Annotated in this window: 20 protein-coding genes; 9 read left to right on the top strand and 11 right to left on the bottom strand. The window is 66.8% G+C overall.

Features of this window, described 5'->3' with window-relative positions; translation table 11 throughout:
- Positions 1-25: 25 nt before the first annotated feature.
- Together serC and HFK18_RS12700 are read right to left on the bottom strand one after the other, a co-directional pair.
- Entirely contained in the window at positions 26-1,111 is a 1,086-nt protein-coding gene (gene serC / locus HFK18_RS12705) for a 3-phosphoserine/phosphohydroxythreonine transaminase (RefSeq protein ID WP_180166505.1), read from the bottom strand.
- A 253-nt stretch (positions 1,112-1,364) separates the two neighbouring features.
- Positions 1,365-2,174, bottom strand: a complete 810-nt coding sequence (locus HFK18_RS12700; protein ID WP_180166504.1) for an FHA domain-containing protein — start codon at positions 2,172-2,174, stop codon at positions 1,365-1,367.
- A 124-nt stretch (positions 2,175-2,298) separates the two neighbouring features.
- On the opposite strand from HFK18_RS12700, the gene HFK18_RS12695 reads away from it, so the two are divergent.
- The 3 genes from HFK18_RS12695 (at position 2,299) to HFK18_RS12685 (ending at position 4,407) form a co-directional block, all read left to right on the top strand.
- Positions 2,299-2,574 (top strand): polyhydroxyalkanoic acid system family protein, encoded by a 276-nt coding sequence (locus HFK18_RS12695; RefSeq protein WP_025876985.1) that lies wholly within the window; start codon positions 2,299-2,301, stop codon positions 2,572-2,574.
- Between the two features lie 81 nt (positions 2,575-2,655).
- Positions 2,656-3,147 (top strand): phasin family protein, encoded by a 492-nt coding sequence (locus HFK18_RS12690; RefSeq protein ID WP_099820722.1) that lies wholly within the window; start codon positions 2,656-2,658, stop codon positions 3,145-3,147.
- A gap of 237 nt (positions 3,148-3,384) precedes the next feature.
- Positions 3,385-4,407, top strand: a complete 1,023-nt coding sequence (locus HFK18_RS12685) for a restriction endonuclease (protein WP_180166503.1) — start codon at positions 3,385-3,387, stop codon at positions 4,405-4,407.
- A 44-nt stretch (positions 4,408-4,451) separates the two neighbouring features.
- On the opposite strand, the gene HFK18_RS12680 is transcribed toward HFK18_RS12685, so the two are convergent.
- From HFK18_RS12680 to HFK18_RS12665, 4 genes are all read right to left on the bottom strand, one after another.
- The gene (locus HFK18_RS12680) at positions 4,452-4,844 is read right to left on the bottom strand and encodes a type II toxin-antitoxin system HicB family antitoxin (protein ID WP_099820724.1); all 393 of its coding nucleotides are present in this window, start codon (positions 4,842-4,844) and stop codon (positions 4,452-4,454) included.
- A 9-nt stretch (positions 4,845-4,853) separates the two neighbouring features.
- The gene (locus HFK18_RS12675; RefSeq protein ID WP_180166502.1) at positions 4,854-5,036 is read right to left on the bottom strand and encodes a type II toxin-antitoxin system HicA family toxin; all 183 of its coding nucleotides are present in this window, start codon (positions 5,034-5,036) and stop codon (positions 4,854-4,856) included.
- 86 nt (positions 5,037-5,122) lie between these two features.
- Positions 5,123-5,851, bottom strand: a complete 729-nt coding sequence (gene hutC, locus HFK18_RS12670; protein WP_059064582.1) for a histidine utilization repressor — start codon at positions 5,849-5,851, stop codon at positions 5,123-5,125.
- 28 nt (positions 5,852-5,879) lie between these two features.
- Positions 5,880-7,250 carry a formimidoylglutamate deiminase gene (locus tag HFK18_RS12665; protein ID WP_180166501.1) on the bottom strand — a complete coding sequence of 457 codons (1,371 nt, stop codon included), beginning with the start codon at positions 7,248-7,250 and terminating at the stop codon, positions 5,880-5,882.
- A gap of 67 nt (positions 7,251-7,317) precedes the next feature.
- Between HFK18_RS12665 and hutI the strand changes: the two genes are divergently transcribed.
- The 4 genes from hutI to hutU are packed head-to-tail and all read left to right on the top strand — an operon-like array spanning position 7,318 to position 12,594.
- On the top strand, positions 7,318-8,541 hold the full coding sequence (hutI, locus tag HFK18_RS12660) for an imidazolonepropionase (RefSeq protein WP_180166500.1): 1,224 nt from the start codon (positions 7,318-7,320) through the stop codon (positions 8,539-8,541).
- Entirely contained in the window at positions 8,538-10,079 is a 1,542-nt protein-coding gene (gene hutH / locus HFK18_RS12655) for a histidine ammonia-lyase (RefSeq protein ID WP_180166499.1), read from the top strand. The genes hutI and hutH overlap by 4 nt, the downstream gene beginning before the upstream one ends.
- Entirely contained in the window at positions 10,076-10,930 is an 855-nt protein-coding gene (hutG, locus tag HFK18_RS12650) for an N-formylglutamate deformylase (protein WP_180166498.1), read from the top strand. Before hutH ends, hutG begins: the two co-directional genes overlap by 4 nt.
- Entirely contained in the window at positions 10,927-12,594 is a 1,668-nt protein-coding gene (hutU, locus tag HFK18_RS12645) for a urocanate hydratase (RefSeq protein WP_180166497.1), read from the top strand. Before hutG ends, hutU begins: the two co-directional genes overlap by 4 nt.
- Here the strand turns inward: hutU and HFK18_RS12640 are convergent.
- Positions 12,531-13,244, bottom strand: coding sequence for an Imm30 family immunity protein (locus tag HFK18_RS12640; RefSeq protein ID WP_180166496.1), 714 nt, complete (start codon positions 13,242-13,244; stop codon positions 12,531-12,533). The two genes, hutU and HFK18_RS12640, sit on opposite strands and share 64 nt — an antisense overlap.
- Before the next feature lie 354 nt (positions 13,245-13,598).
- Here HFK18_RS12640 and HFK18_RS12635 point away from each other — a divergent pair, with 354 nt between their 5' ends.
- Together HFK18_RS12635 and HFK18_RS12630 are read left to right on the top strand one after the other, a co-directional pair.
- Positions 13,599-15,035, top strand: a complete 1,437-nt coding sequence (locus HFK18_RS12635) for a serine hydrolase domain-containing protein (RefSeq protein ID WP_180166495.1) — start codon at positions 13,599-13,601, stop codon at positions 15,033-15,035.
- 190 nt (positions 15,036-15,225) lie between these two features.
- Positions 15,226-17,334: a TonB-dependent receptor gene (locus tag HFK18_RS12630; RefSeq protein ID WP_180166494.1), complete on the top strand. Its 2,109-nt coding sequence runs from the start codon at positions 15,226-15,228 to the stop codon at positions 17,332-17,334.
- A gap of 40 nt (positions 17,335-17,374) precedes the next feature.
- Here HFK18_RS12630 and HFK18_RS12625 read toward each other — a convergent pair whose 3' ends face one another.
- The 4 genes from HFK18_RS12625 to HFK18_RS12610 form a co-directional block, all read right to left on the bottom strand.
- Positions 17,375-17,836, bottom strand: a complete 462-nt coding sequence (locus HFK18_RS12625) for a hypothetical protein (RefSeq protein ID WP_257216192.1) — start codon at positions 17,834-17,836, stop codon at positions 17,375-17,377.
- A gap of 102 nt (positions 17,837-17,938) precedes the next feature.
- Positions 17,939-18,688: a hypothetical protein gene (locus HFK18_RS12620; protein ID WP_257216191.1), complete on the bottom strand. Its 750-nt coding sequence runs from the start codon at positions 18,686-18,688 to the stop codon at positions 17,939-17,941.
- Positions 18,685-19,062 carry a VOC family protein gene (locus tag HFK18_RS12615; RefSeq protein WP_180166492.1) on the bottom strand — a complete coding sequence of 126 codons (378 nt, stop codon included), beginning with the start codon at positions 19,060-19,062 and terminating at the stop codon, positions 18,685-18,687. Before HFK18_RS12615 ends, HFK18_RS12620 begins: the two co-directional genes overlap by 4 nt.
- Before the next feature lie 187 nt (positions 19,063-19,249).
- The gene (locus HFK18_RS12610) at positions 19,250-19,828 is read right to left on the bottom strand and encodes a TetR/AcrR family transcriptional regulator (RefSeq protein WP_180166491.1); all 579 of its coding nucleotides are present in this window, start codon (positions 19,826-19,828) and stop codon (positions 19,250-19,252) included.
- Positions 19,829-19,856: the final 28 nt, after the last annotated feature.

The raw sequence follows: 19,856 nt of genomic DNA, 5'->3' as shown, positions 1-19,856 counted from the left end.
CCCGACGATGCGCGCCGTTCATTGCTCAGCCGTGACGCTGCTGGAAATCGGCCATGAAGGCGACCAGCGCCTCGGCCCCGGCCAGCGGCATGGCGTTGTAGAGCGACGCACGGATGCCACCGACCACCTTGTGGCCCTTCAGCGCCAGCAGGCCGGCGGCCTTGGCTTCGGCGACGAAGCGGGCATCGAGGTCGGTGTTGGGCAGGAAGAACGGGATGTTCATCCGCGAGCGCGCCGAATGCGCGACCTCGTTGCGATAGAAACCGCCGGAGGCATCGATGGCGCCGTACACCAGCGCGGCCTTGGCGGCGTTGCGCTTGGCGAACTCGACCACGCCACCTTCGGCGAGCATCCACTTGAACACCAGGCCAGCCAGGTACCAGTTCCAGGTCGGCGGCGTGTTGAGCATGGAATCGCGGGCGACGTGCGAGCGGTAATCGAAGATGTCCGCACGCGGCTGGCCACTGCGCTCCAGCAGGTCGCGACGGATGATCATCACCGCGATGCCGACCGGACCCAGGTTCTTCTGCGCACCGGCGTAAATCACGCCATAGCGGCGTACATCCAGCGGCTCGCTGGCGATGGACGAGCTGAAATCGGCCACCAGCGGCACGTTGCCGGTCTCGGGCACATCACGAAACTCGACGCCGTGGATGGTCTCGTTGGCGGTGATGTGCACGTAGGCAGCATCGGGCGACAGCTGCCAGCCGGCGCGCTCGGGCAGCTGGCGATAGCCTTCGGCCTCGCTGCTGGCGGCGACGTTGACGTCCACGTAGGGGCTGGCCTGCTTGACTGCGGTCTTGCCCCAGTGGCCGGTGACCACGTAGTCGGCACGCTGGCCGGGGCTGGCGAAGTTGAGCGGGATCAAGGCCTGCTGGGTGGTGGCGCCACCGGGCAGGAACAGCACCGCATAGTCCTCGGGGATGTCGAGCAGGCGACGCAGGTCGGCCTCGGCCTCGGCCGCCACGGACATGAATTCCGGTCCGCGATGGCTCATTTCCACGATGGAGGCACCGCTACCGTGCCAGTCCAGCATTTCCGCCTGCGCCTGGCGCAGGACCGATTCCGGCAACGTTGCAGGGCCGGCACTGAAGTTGAACGCGCGCGTCATGGCACACCTGTGGGGCAAGACCCCTAGTATGCCGCACTGCACCAGCCTTGCGGCCTTGTGGCGCAAGGGAAATTTGGTTGCATCCGTATCCATTGGCCGCGCGCGGTGCGGGGCCGTGCATGGTCTTGGTAGCCGCCAACCTTGGTTGGCGTACGCCGGCAGGCGTCATGGGTGCGGAGGGAACGTGCCAACCAAGGTTGGCATCTACCAGAGCGAAGGCCGGTAGCGCCGGGCCATGCCCGGCGGATGCGGCTCAGCGCGCGCCGAACCAGAGCAGCAGGCTGAGCACCGCCGCCAGCAGCAACGCACTGCCCAGCAGCCACGGCCAGCGGCGCACCCGGCGTGGGGCCGCAGGCACCACGGGCGCCTGTTCGGCTTCGTCGTTGCCTTCGTCATCGGCCAGCGGCGGGCGACGGCGCGGGTCGTGCGGCACTTCCAGCACGAACCGGTGCTGGCCATCGAACACCACCTGGTCGCCAGCCTGCAGCCAGCAGTGGCGCACGGCAACACCGTTGACCCGGGTGCCATCGGCACTGCCCAGGTCACGCAGCAATACCCGCTCGCCGTGCACTTCCACCCGCGCGTGCTGTTCGGCGAAGGCAGGCTCATCGATCTCGATGTCGACATCGCTGCCACGACCGATCACCCGCGTGCGCGACAGGGGGTAGCTGCGACCGTGATGCAGGCCACCGACACCGCGCAGCAGGCGCTGCTCGTCACCGTTGCCTTCAATGCTGGAGGCCGGCGCCGGTGCCTGCAGCAGGGTGTCGACCTCGCCCTGCAGGACCATTTCCACGCCGTCCACGTATACCGCGTCGCCGGCGCGCAGCAGGGCCATGCGCCGTACCGGGCGGCCGTTCACATGGATGCCGCGGATACCGTTGCCGACCTGCAGCCATAGGCCGCGATCGTCCATGCAGAACTGCGCGAGCAGCAGTGCGCCATTGCCGGCATCACCGAGGCGCACGCTGCCATTTGCCTGGCGCACGATGCGCTGCACCCCGGGCCGTAGCGGCTGGTCGGGCTGTTGTTGTTGACTGAAGTGAACTAGCAGGTTCTGCACGCGGCGCAGACTAGCAGGTTGGCCGCCCACGAAGAAGAACCTGCGATGAGCGCTTGGCGTGGGCGCTGTCGATGCGCACAATGCTCGCCCTCTCACTGATCCCCGCCCTGCGCCAGGAGCCCGCATGTCCACCATCGATGTCCGCCACGCCCATACCCTGCCCGACACCCAGGCGCGCGAGGCGATCGAACAGGTTGCCGCCAAGCTGGGCGAACGCTTCGGCCTGAAGTCGTCGTGGGCCGCCGACGTGTTGAACTTCTCCGGCAGCGGCGTGGACGGTGCGATCGAACTGCAGCCGGGCGCGGTGCGGGTGACGGCCAAGCTGGGCTTCCTGCTGTCGGCGATGAAGGGCATGGTGGAAAGCGAGATCCAGCGTGTGTTGAAGGAAAAGCTGGGCTGAACCTGCGCTGCGGCCATCACGGCCCAGCAACGTCGGCGCGCGCTACTCTCGGGGGTAGGCCCAACTCCCCCGGGAAGTGCGATGAACCGTTACGAGAATGACGACCGCCGCGACGACGATGCCGGCTTCGGCGACCAGGCAGAACGCTTTTCGCGCAAGCTGAGCGATTCGGCACAGCAGGTCTGGCTGGCCGGACTTGGCGCCTTGGGGCGCGCGCAGGCAGAAGGAGGCCGGTTCTTCGATGGCCTGGTGAAGGAAGGCGAAGCCTGGGAAGCCCGCCGCCGCGAGCGTAGCGGCGAGCAGGAACCGGGCTGGCGTGACAACGTCGAGCACTCGCTGGACGAAGCCCGCGAGAAGGCCTCTGGAACCTGGGACAAGGTCAACAAGGCGTTCGATGACCAGGTACAGGGCGTGCTCAAGCGCCTGCACGTGCCGACCGCCGATCAGGTGACCGCGCTGGAAGCACGCATCGATGCGCTGACCGCGCGCCTGGCCAAGCTGGAACACCGTGCCTCCGCCGATGTCGATGCCCCCTCACCCGGCAGCCACCAGTCACCGGGCAGCACGCCCTGAACCGCCTTTGTTGCAACGCAATAAATTTTCGTTGACAATCGCGTAGAACCCGCCAATCGCTTCGGCTGCCGTTTGTTCCCTCCCCTCACGGCTTCAGGATTGGCGGGTTTTTCGTGTCTGGCGCGTGCGGATCTGCGGGCTGCATCACGCTTGCTGTCGGGGTCACCCTGACGCAATCAACCGGTCGGCCCTTTACACTGTGGGCTTCCGTTTTCGCCCCTTCCGTCGTCGCCCTGCATGCTTCCCTGGATTCTGGCCCTGCTGTCGGCCCTGCTTACCTGCACCCTGGCCACCGTCTATCTCTGGTGGTTCAAGCGCCGACGTACCGAAATGCAACTGGGCCTGCAGGCCCTGGCTGGCATGCACTGGCGCGAGTTTTCCACCCTGATCAAGCGCATGCTGCGCGAGCAGCGCGGCCTGCGTGAACTGCAGGACCCGAGCGAGGAAAGCCGCGAGCCGAGCAGCGATTTCCTGCTCAGCGACGGCCCGAACACCTGGCGGGTGTCGTGCAAGCACGGCCTGGCCTATCGCATCGGCACCGCTGCGGTGAACGAACTGGGCGCGGCCGCGCGGCTGGCGGGCGCCAAGGGCGGCATGCTGATCACCGAAGGCCGGGTTGAACGCGATGGCCTGACCGCCGCAGAGAAGCAGGCGGTGGAAGTAATCGATGGTCCGCGCCTGTGGCCGCTGCTGCAGCCCTACCTGCCGACCGATGTTGACACCCGCGTGCGCGCGATCGCCCGCCATGAAGCGCTGCGCCGCATCGCCATCGCTGCACTGGCTTCAGTGACGCTGGGCCTCCTGGTCGGGCTTGGCCTGCAGGGTCTGCGCACCGAACAGGCGGATCCGATTCCGGCACCCGCTGCCGCACCCGTGGCGGCCCCGGCCGCACAGCCGTTGCCGACGCCCGCCGCGCCCGACAAGACTGCGGATGCGCCTGCTCTGGCGGTTGCCGCCGCCGCGCCGGCGCCGCAGAACGCCGATGACGCGCGCAGCAATCCCAACCCCGACACTGCCACGCTGGACCGCTACCAGGCCGAACTGGCCCGCGCCTTGGCGGGGCAATCCGGCATCGCCAGCGGTGTCTGGCTGACCCGGCAGACGCTGGCGATCAACCGCACCGGCGAACTGGAAACAGTGTGGCCTCGCGTGTGCCAGGAAGTGTTGCGCTACCCCGCCCTGCGAAATGTGCGCGTGCAGCTCAATGCCCGCCCCGGCGTGGATGAGCCGGTACGCTGGCGGCAGTGCGCGACGTATTGATGGGCTGAGGGGTATGGGGCCGGGCTCGCTCGGCCACCGCGTCGTCAGCCCTGTGCCGCCAGGTGCGCGATGTAACTTGAGCGCGACTCGCCGGCCGCCTTGGCCTGCGCATCCAGGCGCGCAAGGATGCGGCGCGGCAGGCTGATATTGACCCGCTCGATGGTGTCATCCAGCACGGAAGGATCGATGCAGATGTAAGCGAGGATCCACGCGGTTGCTTCATCCGCCTCGGCAACCACCTTCTGCGCCGACGAAGGGCGCGGAATCGGGCGGCCTGCATCCAGCGCGGCATCGATCCATCCCAGTGCCGCCTCCTCAGCAGACGTCAACGCAGCGTCGAGCGTGTCGGCAGCCGAGAAGCAGCCGGGCAGATCCGGAACGATCACGCTCCACGCGGTACGTTCATCGCCGGCCTCGATCAAGACTGGATATCGCATGAGGGCTTCCTACGTCAGTCCCGCAAGCTTCCGCAATGCCTGTACCAACCCTTTTCCCAGATCCTTTTTGGGATGCGGAACGGTGATGATGTGAGGCCGGTGCGGATGCACGAACACATGATGGGATCCGCGGATCCGGCGACAGGACCAGCCCGCCGCTTCCATCTCCCGGATAAGGTCCCCGCTCTTCATGCAGGAACCATACACATCGTACACACGCGACGACAGAGCGCAAGACGACAGCGCCTGCACCGCCGCGGAGAACGGGGCGTCCGCCCCTATCGCGCCCCTGGCGCGAAGCGGGCAACCAGATCCCAGGCATCCCCCAGGAACATCTGACGCACGCGGGTGATCGGTTGTTCGCCGCGCCAGGTCAGGCGCTCGATCACCAGGCAGGCGGTACCGGGCTTCACGTCCAGCAGCTTGGCGGTGGGCGCGTCGGCGCCCCAGGCGCTGATGCGATGCTGGGCGCGCGTCCACGACACGTTCTGCAGCAGCCAGCTGCCCGGCGCGGTGGTGCTGAAGTCCACCTCCAGCACCTCGGGCACGCCGACCGGGCTGATCAGGCGATGCTCCAGCGCCAGCGGCCGGCCATCGGCCAGGTGCAGGCAGCGCATCGCCAGCAGCTGCTCGCTACCCGCCAGTTCGACTTCACCGGCATTTGCTGCCTCGGCCAGGCGCAGTTCGCGCTGCAGCAGGCGGTAACCGTACTGATGCCCGCGTGAGCCGACCTCCATCGCGATGTCCGGGATCTCCAGCGCCACCTGCTCCAGGTGCGGTGGCTGCCGGGCCACGAACGAGCCCGCCCGGCGGCGGCGCTCGATCATGCCGCTCTCGGCCAGCGCGGTCAGCACCTTGTTCACCGTCATCCGCGAGCAGCCGTACTGCTCCATCAACTCGTGCTCGTACGGGATACGGAAGCCCGGCGCCCACTCCCCGCTGAGGATGCGGCTTTCCAGGTCGCTGCGGATGCGCTGGTTGAGCGTGGCGGACTTGCTGGCCTTCACGTAGTGGGGTCTCGATGGTGGGAGGCGATCAGCCCAGCACGCCACGCAGGGCAGCGGCGAAGGCGGTGGTGATGGCCTCGCGCTGCAGGTGGCGGCCCTCGGCCACGCACTGGCGGCCATGGCGCCAGACCGATCGCAGCGCGCCATTACGTGCGGCGAACACCCAGCTGTCAAGCCATGCGTCACCGTGTCGCGCCTGCAGCGCGGGATGCGCGGCATCCAGTTCAACCATGTCTGCACTGGCACCCACCTGCAGGCCGGCAGCCACGCCCAGCGCCTGTGCACCGCCCTGCAGTGCCCCTTCAAACAGGAAGCGCCCGGTGCTGCGGCCGGCATCCGGGGCCAACACGTTGCGGCCCCGCAGGGTCAGGCGCTGGCCGTATTCCAGCAGGCGCAGCTCTTCTGCGGCATCGATCAGCACGTTGGAATCGGAGCCGACGCCGAAGCGCCCGCCCTCGCGCGCGAAGGCCTGCATCGGGAACAGGCCGTCACCCAGGTTGGCTTCGGTAATCGGACACAGGCCGGCCACGGCCTTGCTGGCGACCATCTGCGCACGCTCGTCGTCGGTGATGTGGGTGGCGTGCACCAGGCACCAACGCGCATCGACCGGGGCATGTTCGTACAGCCACTGCACCGGGGGCATGCCGCTCCATGCCAGACAGGCTTCGACCTCGCGCACCTGCTCGGCGATATGGATGTGAACCGGCCCGTCGGTCAGCGGCAGCAGCGCGCTCAGCTCGTCGCCGGTCACCGCGCGCAGGCTGTGCGGGGCGATACCAAGCACCGCATCGGGCAGCGTGGCCAGCGCGGTGCGGGCACCATCAAGCAGCTGTGCGAATCCGTCTACGTCATGGATGAGGCGGCGCTGTGCCGGGTTCGGCGGCGCCCCACCGAAATCGGCGTGGGCGTAGAACACCGGCAGCAGGGTCAGGCCGATGCCGGTCTGCTCGGCCGCAGCGGCAATCCGCACGCTCATCTCGGCGCGGTTGGCGTAGGGGCGACCATCGGCATCGTGGTGCAGGTAGTGGAATTCGCCGACGCGGGTGAAGCCGCTTTCCAGCATCTCCATGTAGGCCTGGGCAGCGATGGCCTGCACTGCGTCCGGACGCAGATGGGCCAGGAAGCGGTACATCAGTTCGCGCCAGCTCCAGAAGCTGTCACCGTCGCCGCCACCAATCTCGGTGAGCCCCGCCATGCCGCGCTGGAAGGCGTGGCTGTGCAGGTTCGGCAGGCCCGGCACCAGGATGTCCACGCGGGTGTCGCCCTGCTGCGCAGCCTGCCCACGCGTGACCGCGGCGATGCGCCCCTCCTGCACCTGCAGGCGGACGTCGGCGGCCCAGCCGTCGGCCAACAGGGCGTGGGCGGCATGGAAGGAGTGCGGGGAACGCGAATCGGACATGGCTGGACAACCCGAATTGGACGCCTATATTGTATAGACATATAAGCACAGCCGCGTTGTGGATGCCATGCACGTCGATACCCTCTGGTCCAACGTCCACCTGATGACCCTCGATGGCGAGGGACTGGGAGTCCTGCGCGATGCAGTACTGGCCGCCACCGATGGCCGCATCGTGCACGTCGGCCCCGCCGGCAGCGATGCCCACCTGCAGCCGACCACCCGCATCGACGGCGAAGGCCGCTGGATGTCGCCGGGCCTGATCGACTGCCACACCCACCTGGTCTACGCCGGCAACCGTGCCAACGAATTCGAGCAGCGCCTGCAGGGTGTGAGCTATGCCGAGATCGCCCGTGCCGGTGGCGGCATTGTTTCCACGGTACGCGCCACCCGCGCCGCCTCGCCAGAGCAGTTGGCACGCGAGAGCCGCCCTCGCCTGCAGGCGATGCGCGCCGAAGGCGTGACCACCATCGAAATCAAGTCCGGCTACGGCCTGACCCTGCAGGACGAACGCAAGCAGCTGCAGGTGGCCCGCGCGCTGGGCGAGGAATGCCGGGTGAACGTGGTGCCGACCTTCCTGGGTGCGCACGCGGTGCCGCCCGGTCGCGAGGCCCAGGAATACACCGACGAGGTGTGCGAGGTGATGATCCCCGCCATCGCTGCCGAAGGCCTGGCCGAAGCCGTGGACATCTTCTGCGAGAACATCGCGTTCTCGCCGGCACAGGCACGTCAGGTCTTCGAAGCCGCGCGCGCGCACGGGCTGGCGATCAAGATCCACGCCGAACAGCTGAGCAACCAGCATGGCGCCGAACTGGCGGCCGGTTTCGGTGCGCTGTCGGCCGACCATATCGAACACCTGGACGACGCCGGCATTGCCGCGATGGCCGCCGCCGGCACCGTCGCCGTGCTGCTGCCCGGCGCGTTCTATTTCACCCGCGATACCACCCTGCCGCCGATCGCTGCGCTGCGCGCGGCCGGCGTACCGCTGGCGCTGGCCACCGACAGCAACCCGGGCACCTCGCCGCTGACCAGTCCGCTGCTGGCGATGAACATGGGCGCCACCCTGTTCCGCCTGACCGTGGATGAATGCATCGCCGGCTTCACTCGTGAAGCGGCGCGCGCGCTGGGCCATGGCGAGCGCATCGGCCGCCTGGCCGTCGGCATGGACTGCGACCTGGCGATCTGGGACATCGACGCGCCCGCCGACCTGGTCTATCGCATTGGATTCAACCCGCTGCACGCGCGCGTGGTGCGCGGACAGCCCGACCTGCCTGCCTCCTGGAGCAACACATGAGCAACACCCTGGTTCTTCGCCCCGGCCATGTCACCCTCGCCCAGTGGCGGCAGGCGTATCGCGGTGCGCCGCTGTCGCTTGACCCGGCCGCGTTGCCGGCGGTGCGCGCCAGCGCTGCGACGGTGGCTGCCATCGTCGCCAAGGGCGCACCGGTGTATGGCATCAACACCGGTTTCGGCAAGCTGGCCAGCGTGCGCATCGAACGCGAGGACCTGGCCACCCTGCAGCGGAACATCGTGCTTTCGCATGCCGCGGGCGTGGGCGAGCCGATGCCGGCGAATGTGGTGCGGCTGATGATGGCGTTGAAGCTGGTCAGCCTGGCCCAGGGTGCTTCCGGCGTGCGCGAGGAAACGCTGCTGCTGCTGGAAGCCATGCTGGTGAAGGGCGTGCTGCCGGTGGTGCCGGCGCAGGGCTCGGTCGGTGCCTCGGGCGACCTGGCACCGCTCTCGCACCTGGCCAGCGTGATGATCGGCGTCGGCGAGGCCTTCGTCGGCAATGAGCGCCTGCCCGCCGTGGACGCACTGGCACGCGCCGGCCTGCAGCCGGTGGAACTGGGCGCGAAGGAAGGCCTGGCCCTGCTCAACGGCACCCAGTTCTCCACCGCGTACGCACTGGCCGGCTTGTTCGAGATCGAAACCGTGTTCCAGGCCGCGCTGGTCACCGGCGCGCTGTCGGTGGAAGCGGCCAAGGGCTCGGACACGCCGTTCGATCCGCGCATCCATGCGCTGCGTGGACAACGTGGGCAGATCGCCACCGCCGCCACCCTGCGCACGTTGATGCAGGATTCGGGCATCCGCGAATCGCACCGCGACAACGACGTGCGCGTGCAGGATCCGTACTGCCTGCGCTGCCAGCCGCAGGTGATGGGCGCGGCGTTGGACATCCTGCGCCAGGCTGCGACCACGCTGGAAATCGAAGCCAACGGCGTGTCCGACAACCCGCTGGTGTTCACCGATACCGGTGAGGCGCTGTCCGGTGGCAACTTCCATGCCGAGCCGGTGGCCTTTGCCGCCGATATGCTGGCGATGGCGGTGTGCGAGATCGGTTCGATCAGCGAACGTCGCCTGGCGATGCTGGTCGACCCGGCGCTGTCCGGCCTGCCGGCGTTCCTGACCCCGCGCCCCGGTTTGAATTCCGGCTTCATGATTCCGCAGGTCACCGCCGCTGCGCTGGTCTCGGAAAACAAGCAGCGCGCCTACCCGGCCAGCGTCGATTCGATCCCGACGTCGGCCAACCAGGAAGACCATGTGTCGATGGCCGCGCACGGCGCACGCCGGCTGATGCAGATGGCCGAGAACGCGGCCAACGTGATCGGCATCGAGCTGCTGGCTGCCGCGCAGGGCTGCGACTTCCATGCGCCGCTGCGCTCCAGCACTGCACTGGAGAACGTGCGTGCCACCCTGCGTGCACAGGTGCCGACGCTGGAAGAAGATCGCTACTTCCACCCGGACATGGTGATCGCGACCGATCTGGTCCGCAGCGGCGCACTGGCCAAGGGCCTGGTAGAGCTGCTGCCCACGGTGGAACCGCAGGCATGAGCGGCCATCCCGATTGGCTGACCGTGCACGAGGGCGATGCCCCGCTGATCGTCAGCTTCCCGCACACCGGCAGCGAACTGCCGCATGACCTGATCGGCGATTTCCATTCGCCGTGGTTGGCGCGTCGCGATGCCGACTGGTGGGTGCATGAGCTGTACGACTTCGCACGTGGCATGGGCGCGACCACCGTGCGCTCGGCCATCTCGCGCTCGGTGATCGATCTCAACCGCGATCCCAGCGGCGTGTCGCTGTACCCGGGCCAGAACACCACCGGCCTGTGCCCGCTGACCACCTTCGACAACCAGCCGCTGTACCACGCGGGTCGCGAGCCGGACGACGCAGAAATCGCCCGCCGCCGCGACACCTATTTCGCGCCGTACCACGACGCGCTGGCCAAGCAGATTGCACGCCTGCGCGCACGCCACGGCACCGTGGTGGTGTACGACGCGCATTCGATCCGCTCGCACATCCCGCACCTGTTCGATGGCGAGCTGCCGCAGTTCAACCTGGGCACTGCCGGGCCGTCCGGCGCACCGGATACCTCCTGCGACAACGCGCTGAGCGATGTAGTCGACAACCTGCTGAAGATCAGCGGCATGAGCCACGTGCGCAACGGCCGCTTCAAGGGCGGCTGGATCACCCGCCACTACAGCAGCATTGCCGGTGGCGTGCACAGCCTGCAGATGGAACTGGCTTGCCGCGGCTACATGCACGAGCCCCTGCCCGACCAGGTGGACGAGCACAGCTGGCCCACCCCGCTCGACCCCGACCACGCCGCACCGCTGCGCCACACCCTGGCGCAGGTGCTCAATGCCTGCCTTGAATTCGCTACGAACCGGAGCGCCGCATGACCCGCAACGACCCGTCCCGCACCATCGCCGCACCGACCGGCACCACGCTCAACGCCAAGAGCTGGCTGACCGAAGCGCCGCTGCGCATGCTGATGAACAACCTGCACCCCGACGTGGCCGAGCGCCCGCAGGAACTGGTGGTGTACGGCGGCATCGGCCGTGCCGCTCGCGACTGGGAGAGCTTCGACGCCATCGTCGAAACCCTCAAGCGCCTGGACGACGACCAGACCCTGCTGGTGCAGTCGGGTAAGCCGGTAGGCGTGTTCCGCACCCACGCCGATGCACCGCGCGTACTGATCGCCAATTCCAACCTGGTGCCGCGCTGGGCCAACTGGGACCACTTCAACGAGCTGGATAAGAAAGGCCTGGCGATGTATGGCCAGATGACCGCCGGCAGCTGGATCTACATCGGCGCGCAGGGCATCGTGCAGGGCACCTACGAAACCTTCGTGGAAATGGGCCGCCAGCACTACAACGGCAGCCTGGCAGGCAAGTGGCTGTTCACCGGCGGGCTGGGTGGCATGGGCGGCGCGCAGCCGCTGGCCGCGGTGATGGCCGGCGCCTCGTGCCTGGCGGTGGAATGCCGCAAGAGCAGCATCGAAATGCGCCTGCGTACCGGCTATCTGGATACCTGGACCGACGATCTGGATGAGGCGCTGCGCCTGATCGAAGAATCGTGCACCGCCAAAAAGCCGCTGTCGGTCGGCCTGCTTGGCAATGTCGCCGACGTGCTGGACGAACTGCTGATCCGCGGCGTGAAGCCGGACCTGCTGACCGACCAGACTTCCGCGCACGACCCGGTCAACGGCTACCTGCCGCAGGGCTGGACGGTGGAAGAATGGGATGCCAAGCGCGCAACCGCGCCGAAGGAAGTGGAGAAGGCCGCGCGTGCGTCGATGGCCAACCACATCCGCGCCATGCTCGGCTTCCACTCACTGGGCGTGCCGACCGTGGACTACGGCAACAACCTGCGGCAGATGGCGCTGGAAGAAGGTGTCGAGGACGCGTTCGATTTCCCGGGCTTCGTGCCGGCCTACATCCGCCCGCTGTTCTGCCGTGGCATCGGCCCGTTCCGTTGGGCGGCGCTGAGCGGCGACCCGGAAGACATCGCCAAGACCGACGCCAAGGTGAAGGAGCTGATTCCGGACAACCCGCACCTGCACCGCTGGCTGGACATGGCCGCCGAGAAGATCAAGTTCCAGGGCCTGCCGGCGCGCATCTGCTGGGTCGGCCTGGGTGATCGCGATCGTTTGGGCCTGGCCTTCAACGAGATGGTGGCCAATGGTGAACTGAAAGCACCGGTGGTGATCGGCCGCGACCATCTGGACAGCGGCAGCGTGGCCTCGCCGAACCGCGAAACCGAAGCGATGGCAGACGGCTCGGATGCAGTGTCCGATTGGCCGCTGCTGAACGCCCTGCTCAACACCGCCAGCGGTGCGACCTGGGTGTCGCTGCACCACGGCGGCGGCGTCGGCATGGGCTTCTCGCAGCACGCCGGCATGGTGATCGTCTGCGATGGCACTGAAGCGGCGGCCAAGCGCATTGCACGCGTGCTGTGGAACGACCCGGCGACCGGCGTGATGCGCCATGCCGATGCAGGCTATGAGATCGCGATCGACTGCGCGAAGGAGAAGGGACTGGATCTGCCGGGAATCCTGGGCTGATCCAATTTTGGGGTAGTGCCGGCCGCTGGCCGGCACCGCCCGATGGGAATCGCTCTGGTAGATGCCGACCTTGGTCGGCGCTCGCATCGCTGCATCAGTGCCGAAACCACCATCGATGCATTCGCTCGGATCCTGTCCGACGCATTTTCTTTCAAGCCCCCGACAACAGAGATGACCTCCGCCGCGCCCTCCATGGAAGGCATATCTCTCAGGCTGGCAATCAACACATCCCTGGCGGGATCATGATTCAGCACTCTGCAGATGAACGTCTCCAACCACTCTGGCGCAACACCTTGCATGTCCAGAGCTGATTCGATCAGCGCTGCAATCACCCCCTCGTCGCAACTTTGCTCAATGAGATGAAGAAGTCCGTACATGACTTCATGATGCGGAGTGTCATCGGCGAACATCGAGAAAAGGACTCCCAGCTCCCGCCTGGAAAATCCCTGTCCTGAGAGTGCCTGCACTGTCCGGTCGAACACGGCGACCTCTTCCGAAGTTCGCATTCGCGAAACGCGTGGCAACTCGTCCAGCAGCTGGTCCTTCATCACGGTATCGGTGGCAGAGCCTAACGGGTCTTTCACTATTTGCACCGGTGCATCAGCGAAGGCATAGCGGATTGTAAGCGCGCAGATGAACAACCCTGCCATCGGCGTGAAATACAGCCTGGCATGGCCCGACGCTACCGGAAAGCAAGGGGAGCAGGGGAGCCGCCTGTAGAGCCGAGCTCTGTGGCACCGACGCACGCTCACTAGCCTCGCCAAAATTCTCGCCAAAATTTTCGATGAAGAGCGCGAAGCCCTGATCTTCTTCCATTGTTCTTCCCATATAGGGCTATCTCGTCAGCGTGGACGGAGGCGCTCTTATATCTGATGCTGCATTAGGTTCTAAGGGGTATTTACGACAGCCCTTTGGAATTTCACGCATTCACACAGCCGCCGCCCCGCTTGACCCTTTCCCCCACCGTGACCAAGATGCGCCATCGCCGCTGACGGAACACCGCGATGTACCGCACGCTTGCTGCCGTATTGCTCTGTGCTCTGGCCATCGCCCTGCCTGCTTCGGCGCGTGACGTTCCAAGCGACCTCACCGCGCAGCTCGACGCACAACTGCAGGTCAACCGCGAGCGCTACGGCATCGCCGGCCAAGCCGTGCTGGTCGCCCACAACGGCCAGGTGCTCTACCAGGGCACCAGCGGCGAACGCGATCCGGCTACCCACGCGCCCGCCACCATCGATTCCATATTCGCCGCGCAGTCGGTAGCGAAACTGCTCACCAGCACGCTGGTGATGCAGCTGGTGGACCAGGGCAAGGTGGACCTGGATGCACCGGCCAGCCGCTATGTGCCTGACCTGCCGCCCGCATGGCAGACCATCCATGTGCGCGACTTTCTCAATCACAGCTCGGGCATCGGCGAGTACTACGACCGGCTCGACAACGGCTGGATAAGCAAGGGCTACACCGACATAGCGCCCGATCTTGCCGCCGCACTGAAGGTCGCCGGTTCGGCGCCAATGCAGTTCGCACCCGGCAGCCGCGTGCAGTACACCCAGGCCAATTACCTGGTGCTCACCGCGTTGCTGGAAGCGCATTACCGCAAGGCCTATCCAGCCATCGCGCGCGAGCGCATCCTGCAGCCGCTGAAGATGACCAGCACCTCGTGGGGCGTGGCCAGCGTACCCGCGCAGCGCGCGGCGGTGCCTTACATCGGCAAGGACGGCCAACTGCAGCCGGCCAACGAAGATCCCTGGCCGGACTATGGCTGGGGCCATGCCGATCTGCAGACCACCGTCGGCGACATGAATCGCTTCCTGCAGGCGCTCGCCACCGGCAAGCTGGTGCGGACGGCAACGCTGGAAACGCTGTGGCAGCCACAGAAACTGACCGGTGGCGGCAGCAACTTCTTCTCCATCGGCTGGGATACCACCCGCAGCGACGGCTACACCCAGGTCGGCCACGATGGCGGCACCCGCGTGCGGGCGCGGCTGGCCTACAAGGGCTCGCTGGCCAGCGGTTACTGGGTGTTCGTGTACCTGACCAACGGCAGCGCCCGCAATGTCTGGTCGAGCACGCTGGTGGAAAGCACGATGGCGGTGGCTGCGCCGCAGGAGTTTCCGCATGCAGTGCTTTCCGAGCGGCTGATCGGCTATGCGCTGGATGAAAGCACCGATGCGACACAGGCGATGCGTAGCTGGCTGCGCGACAGCAATGGGGTTCCCACGGGCGAACTGGAGCGTGCGATCAATGCCGATGGTTACGCTATCCGCGAGAGCTTCGGGGCACGCAAGGCGTTGAAGGTTTTCGCCCTCAACAGCGAGCTGTATCCGGAGTCGGCCAACGCTTGGGACAGCCTGGCCGAGTGCCATGCCGCGTTGGGGGAGAAAGAAACCGCTGATCGGCTGTATGCGAAGTCGAAGGCGCTGGCGAAGCCTTCGCCGTAAACCCCGTAGAGCCGAGCCCATGCTCGGCTGCTTTTCGTTGCGATTGGAGAAAACCCGCGCTGCGCGCGATAGCCGAGAGTGGACTCGGCTCTACAGGGACGCTGCGGGCGGCCATACGCAGGTGGAGGGTGACGTGGGGCCATCGACCTGTTAACTTTCGCGATACTTTAGTGGTTTACAGCATTCCTGCATGTCGCTCTCGTCTTACCGCCCCACCCCGTCGCTGTTGTTCCTGGCCGTATCCCTCGGCCTCGCCACCACCGCCCAAGCCGCCCCGCAGGCCACCACCCTCGATGCGGTGCAGGTCACTGCCGCCGATGCCAGCGCGCAGGCGCGCGAAGCGCTGAAGCGCGTGCCGGGCGCCAGCAACGTGATCGACGTGGCCAAGGCAGACAGCCGCCTGGCCAGCAGTGCCGATGTGCTGGCCTACCAGCCGGGCATCAGCGCGCAATCACCGGGCAACGAAGGCACCAAGGTGTCGATCCGCGGCTCGGGCATCAACCGCGGCCCGGGCGCGCATGCTTCCGGCATCGCGGTATCGATCGACGGCCTGCCGCTGACTGGCCCCGGTGGCACACCCTACGAATTGCTGGAGCCTCTGTGGCTGTCGCGTGTGGAAGTACTGCGGGGGGCGAACGGCTTCGAACGCGGCGCCCTGGCACTGGGCGGTGCCATCGACTACATCAGCCGCAGTGGCCGCGATTCGGCCGGTGTGCAGCTGCACTACGAAGCCGGCAGCCGTGGCTACCAGAAACGCGGCATCAGCTGGGGCGGCATCAGTGGTGACGTCGACTACTTCCTGGCTTATACCGATACCGAATTCGACGGCTACCAACGGCATGCGTCCGGCGATGGCAAGGGCGCGATGGCCAACATCGGCTGGCAGATCACACCCGACCTGCAGACCCGCTTCTTCGTGCGCTACCGCGAAACCAACCACGAAACACCCGGGCGCCTGACCCGCGACCAGATCCGCAACGATCCGCGCGCGGCGAACCCGGCCAACCTCGCGATCGATGCGCGCCGTCCGCAACCGGGCAGCACCTGGGTGGGCAATGTCACCACGCTGCAGATCGACGAGGATTCCTCCCTGCAGGCCGGGCTGGTCTATCACAAGTATCCGATGGACTTGAACGAGAGCCTGTACCGCCAGCAGCTGGACTACGCCAACCTCAACGCGACGCTGGACTACCGTCGCCGCCATACGCTGTTCGGTCTGGACAGCGAAACCACCATCGGCCTGCGCGTTACCCATGACCTGGATGCCGATGTGCGCGAGTCGCTGCGCTTTGCCAACAACGGATATGTCGCCGGCACCCGCACGCGCGACTTCCGCCACCATGGCACCGACAGCACGCTGCATATCGGCAACAACCTGGCCGTGAATGATCGTCTGCGCGTGCAGACAGGCTTTGCGCTGATCAACACCCGCCGCGATGTGCAGGTCTCCTGGCCGAGCAGTGGTGGCCGCCTGCGCGAGCACGATTGGGATTACGCGCCGCGCGTGGGCTTCACCTGGCAGCAGACGCCGCAGACACAGTGGTTCGGCAACCTCAGCCGTTCGGTGGAAGCGCCCCATCCGTGGTCGATGATCTGGGGCTCGAACCAGTACTTCGGCGCGGGCAATGGTCCGTCCACCGGCCGCCAGCGCGCGCCGGTACCAATGCAGAACCAGACTGCCACGACGCTGGAACTCGGTGCACGCGGCGACAACGCGCTGGGCCGCTGGGAACTGACCGGCTACTACGCGCACGTGAACCATGAACTGCTGAGCGTGGAACTGCAGCCGGTGCCGAACCTGTTCATCGCCGAGAACAACGCCAGCCCCACCGTGCACCGTGGCATCGAGGCCGGTCTGGACAGCACCCTGTGGCAGGCCGCACCGGGCCGTTTGTCGCTGCGCCAAGCCTATACCTTCAGCGACTTCCGCTATCGCCATGACACGCGCTTCGGCAGCAACCGCCTGCCGGGTCTGCCGCGCCATGCGTACCAGGCCGAACTGCGCTTCGACCACGCCTCGGGTCTGTATGCCGCACTGAACACCGAATACGCCTCGCGCATCGCGGTGGACTACGCCAACAGCTACTGGGCCGACAGCCACGTCATCTTCGGCAGCCGCATCGGTTACGACGCTCCGGGCGGCCGCTGGCAGCTGTGGGCGGAAATGCGCAACATCGGTGACCGCCATTACGCCGCCACCGTCACCCCCGGTTACAACGATGCCGGCAAGGACGTGGCGCGCTCCACGCCCGGCGAAGGCCGCGGCGTGTATGCGGGCGTGCGCTGGCGCTTCGACTGATTCGTAACGGAGCGCCGGGCATTGCCCGGCGCTCCCGAGATCACGCAATGCGCCAGGACGGCAGGCGCTCGCTGCGCCGCCAGACCGTGGGCGCGAAGCCCATCATCAACAGTCCCGCCAGCCACTTCGGCGACGTACTGAGCAGCGTCGACGTCAACGCTGCATCCAGCGGAGCGGCCTCCTCCTGCCAGGGGTTGTAGCCGAGGTAGATGATGCTGCCTGCCCACCACAGCAGAGCCACCCCCAGTCCCACCAGCAGCAGCGCCATCGTGCGGCAGGTCCAGCGCTGCGAAGTCGTGCCCCACTCGCGGGAAATGGCGACCAGCAGGGCAACCACCATCAACGACACCAGCGCCACCAGGCCGATGTCCACCTTGTGCCCGATGCGTTCATAGGTGCAGGCGCGGCATTGGGCTTCTTCTGCGGCCGCCTCCGTTGTGGGCGGAGCCGCTGTGGGTCCCGACTGGGCCATCACCGCGAAGGGCATCAGCAGCGCGATCATCGCCACCATCAACCAACGAACGAACTTCCTGTTACTGCGTGCAGCGACATCCATGCGCTTCTCCTTGCGTTTGATTGAAATTCAACGTGGTGGCAGATCCTGCTAAAACGCCTTGAACACCTGCATCAGGCTGACCGCACCGGGCGCCAGCTCCTGCGCAAGCCAGCCCAGCGCGGCGAAGAACGCCAGCAGGCCCAGCAGCGGCCAGATCGTATGGGACAGGCACAGCCGCCACCAGCCCTGCTCCTGCATCCCCTGCATACGCTTGTACAGACCGCCGGCGATGGCCGCATCCACCAGCAGTTCGGCCATCAGCACCGGCGCCGACCAGACCACCCAGACACTGGCCAGGAGCACCGTAGCCACCAGCGCGATGATGCCGAGAACGGCCAGCAGCGGCAGGCCTGCCTCGCCGTCGGCTACGTCCAGCAACGACGCGCTGTCGGCGCTCGTGCTGGAAGACGCTGCGGCTTCGCCCCAGGAAGCGGACGCGCCACCACCGCCGGAATGCCCGCCGCTGCCGGTCCACGGCGATCCCGGGCTGCCACCGCCTCCGGGCCCGGAACCCAATCCGTCGGCCACCGCATCCCAGCGCCAACGGATCCAGAGCCACATCAGCAGCAGAAACACGCCATAGGCCACCAGCACGGCCAGTGGATAGCGCAGCAGCATCGCGTCCATGCCCGCCAGGCGCAGCACGTGCGAGGCGAGGAACCCCGCAGCACCCGTCAGCACCACGATCAGGGCCATCTGCAACCGTGGCCAGCCACGATGCTGCAGCTGCCGGCGTGCGTGCATCGCTTCAGTGCTGCGGCTGCTCGGCATGGAAACGGGCGGGCGTCCGTTGCTCATATCGCCGCCTTGGTCACCGCCTCGATGCGATGGCCGTCAGGATCGATCACGAACGCGGCGTAGTAACGGTCGCCGTAATCCGGGCGCTGGCCCGCAGGTCCGTTGTCCTGGCCTCCGGTTGCCAACGCAGCACGATGGAAGGCGTCAACAGCCGCGCGCGTGGTTGCCGCCAACGCCAGATGGAAGCCGGGTCCCGGCGCCGCCGCATCGTCGCGCAGCTTCAGGCAGAGCAGGTCTTCATCGTCGACCAGGCCATAGCCGATCGCGGTGTCGTCTTCGAAGACGCGGCGATAGCCAAGCGCTGCGAGCACTGCATCATAGAAGCGGCCTGCAGCGTGCAGATCGCGAACCCCGAAAGAAAGATGGTGCAGCATGCGGACATCCTTGCCTGGCACGCGGGTGATGGTTGGCGGATTGTAACCACGAATCGCGGCCGCTGCCTGCCAACTCACATGCGTGCCGGATGCTGCAATGCAGGACGACGAGGGAGGCGGCGACATTGCAACCGGCCCATCGTGGCAACCAGCCAGGCCTCGCGATGCGTCTCCCGGCGCGGATGATTCAAACGGGCGGTGCAGCCGCCTTCAACAACTGCGCCGCCACCCGGTCGAACGGGGCGATGTCCTGCAGCGCGCGGCTCATCGCAACCGCCCCTTCCACGCTGGCGATCACCAGGCTGGCCAGCCCGTTCGCTGCAGCAGGTTCGTGGCCATCGGCAATGAAGGCAGCAGCCAAGTGCCCCTGCCAGCGCACGAACACTTCGGCGGCCGCCGCACGCGGCTGGCTCGGCGTAGCCTCCACCGGCTCCTCGACAGCCGCCGCCAGCACCGGGCAGCCGGCACGAAAACCGGTGCGCAGCAGGCGCTCGCGCCACAGTGCCAGGAACTGCTGCAACCCCTGCACTGCACCGCCCTTCAACAGCTCGATCAGCAGCGCCTCCACCTTGTCGCCGGCCATGGTGGTGGCCCGCGCCAGCAGCTCCTGCTTGCCGCCCGGGAAGTGGTGATACGTGGACCCCAGCGGCGCTTCGGCCAGCTTGGTCACTTCGCGGATGCTGGTGGCATTGAGGCCCACCCGCGCGAGCATCTGCGCTGCAGCATCGATCACGCGCTGGGGGGCATCGGACGATCGCGGGCTCACGGCAGGCTCCTTGCTAAGACAGTCGTCA

This window comes from Stenotrophomonas sp. SbOxS2 (genome assembly GCF_013416715.1).
In the GTDB taxonomy this organism is placed as follows: Bacteria; Pseudomonadota; Gammaproteobacteria; order Xanthomonadales; family Xanthomonadaceae; genus Stenotrophomonas; species Stenotrophomonas lactitubi.
The sequence above is the reverse complement of the archived record's forward strand: the minus strand, read 5'-3'. Positions and strand labels throughout refer to the sequence as shown.

What these genes read in the sequence shown, in the direction of transcription:
- serC (WP_180166505.1), bottom strand. Translation starts at nt 1,111, where the DNA reads ATGACGCGCGCGTTCAACTTCAGTGCCGGCCCTGCAACGTTGCCGGAA.
- HFK18_RS12695 (WP_025876985.1), top strand. Translation starts at nt 2,299, where the DNA reads ATGTCCACCATCGATGTCCGCCACGCCCATACCCTGCCCGACACCCAG.
- HFK18_RS12690 (WP_099820722.1), top strand. Translation starts at nt 2,656, where the DNA reads ATGAACCGTTACGAGAATGACGACCGCCGCGACGACGATGCCGGCTTC.
- HFK18_RS12685 (WP_180166503.1), top strand. Translation starts at nt 3,385, where the DNA reads ATGCTTCCCTGGATTCTGGCCCTGCTGTCGGCCCTGCTTACCTGCACC.
- HFK18_RS12680 (WP_099820724.1), bottom strand. Translation starts at nt 4,844, where the DNA reads ATGCGATATCCAGTCTTGATCGAGGCCGGCGATGAACGTACCGCGTGG.
- HFK18_RS12675 (WP_180166502.1), bottom strand. Translation starts at nt 5,036, where the DNA reads ATGAAGAGCGGGGACCTTATCCGGGAGATGGAAGCGGCGGGCTGGTCC.
- HFK18_RS12665 (WP_180166501.1), bottom strand. Translation starts at nt 7,250, where the DNA reads ATGTCCGATTCGCGTTCCCCGCACTCCTTCCATGCCGCCCACGCCCTG.
- hutI (WP_180166500.1), top strand. Translation starts at nt 7,318, where the DNA reads ATGCACGTCGATACCCTCTGGTCCAACGTCCACCTGATGACCCTCGAT.
- hutH (WP_180166499.1), top strand. Translation starts at nt 8,538, where the DNA reads ATGAGCAACACCCTGGTTCTTCGCCCCGGCCATGTCACCCTCGCCCAG.
- hutG (WP_180166498.1), top strand. Translation starts at nt 10,076, where the DNA reads ATGAGCGGCCATCCCGATTGGCTGACCGTGCACGAGGGCGATGCCCCG.
- hutU (WP_180166497.1), top strand. Translation starts at nt 10,927, where the DNA reads ATGACCCGCAACGACCCGTCCCGCACCATCGCCGCACCGACCGGCACC.
- HFK18_RS12640 (WP_180166496.1), bottom strand. Translation starts at nt 13,244, where the DNA reads ATGGCAGGGTTGTTCATCTGCGCGCTTACAATCCGCTATGCCTTCGCT.
- HFK18_RS12635 (WP_180166495.1), top strand. Translation starts at nt 13,599, where the DNA reads ATGTACCGCACGCTTGCTGCCGTATTGCTCTGTGCTCTGGCCATCGCC.
- HFK18_RS12630 (WP_180166494.1), top strand. Translation starts at nt 15,226, where the DNA reads ATGTCGCTCTCGTCTTACCGCCCCACCCCGTCGCTGTTGTTCCTGGCC.
- HFK18_RS12625 (WP_257216192.1), bottom strand. Translation starts at nt 17,836, where the DNA reads ATGATCGCGCTGCTGATGCCCTTCGCGGTGATGGCCCAGTCGGGACCC.
- HFK18_RS12620 (WP_257216191.1), bottom strand. Translation starts at nt 18,688, where the DNA reads ATGAGCAACGGACGCCCGCCCGTTTCCATGCCGAGCAGCCGCAGCACT.
- HFK18_RS12615 (WP_180166492.1), bottom strand. Translation starts at nt 19,062, where the DNA reads ATGCTGCACCATCTTTCTTTCGGGGTTCGCGATCTGCACGCTGCAGGC.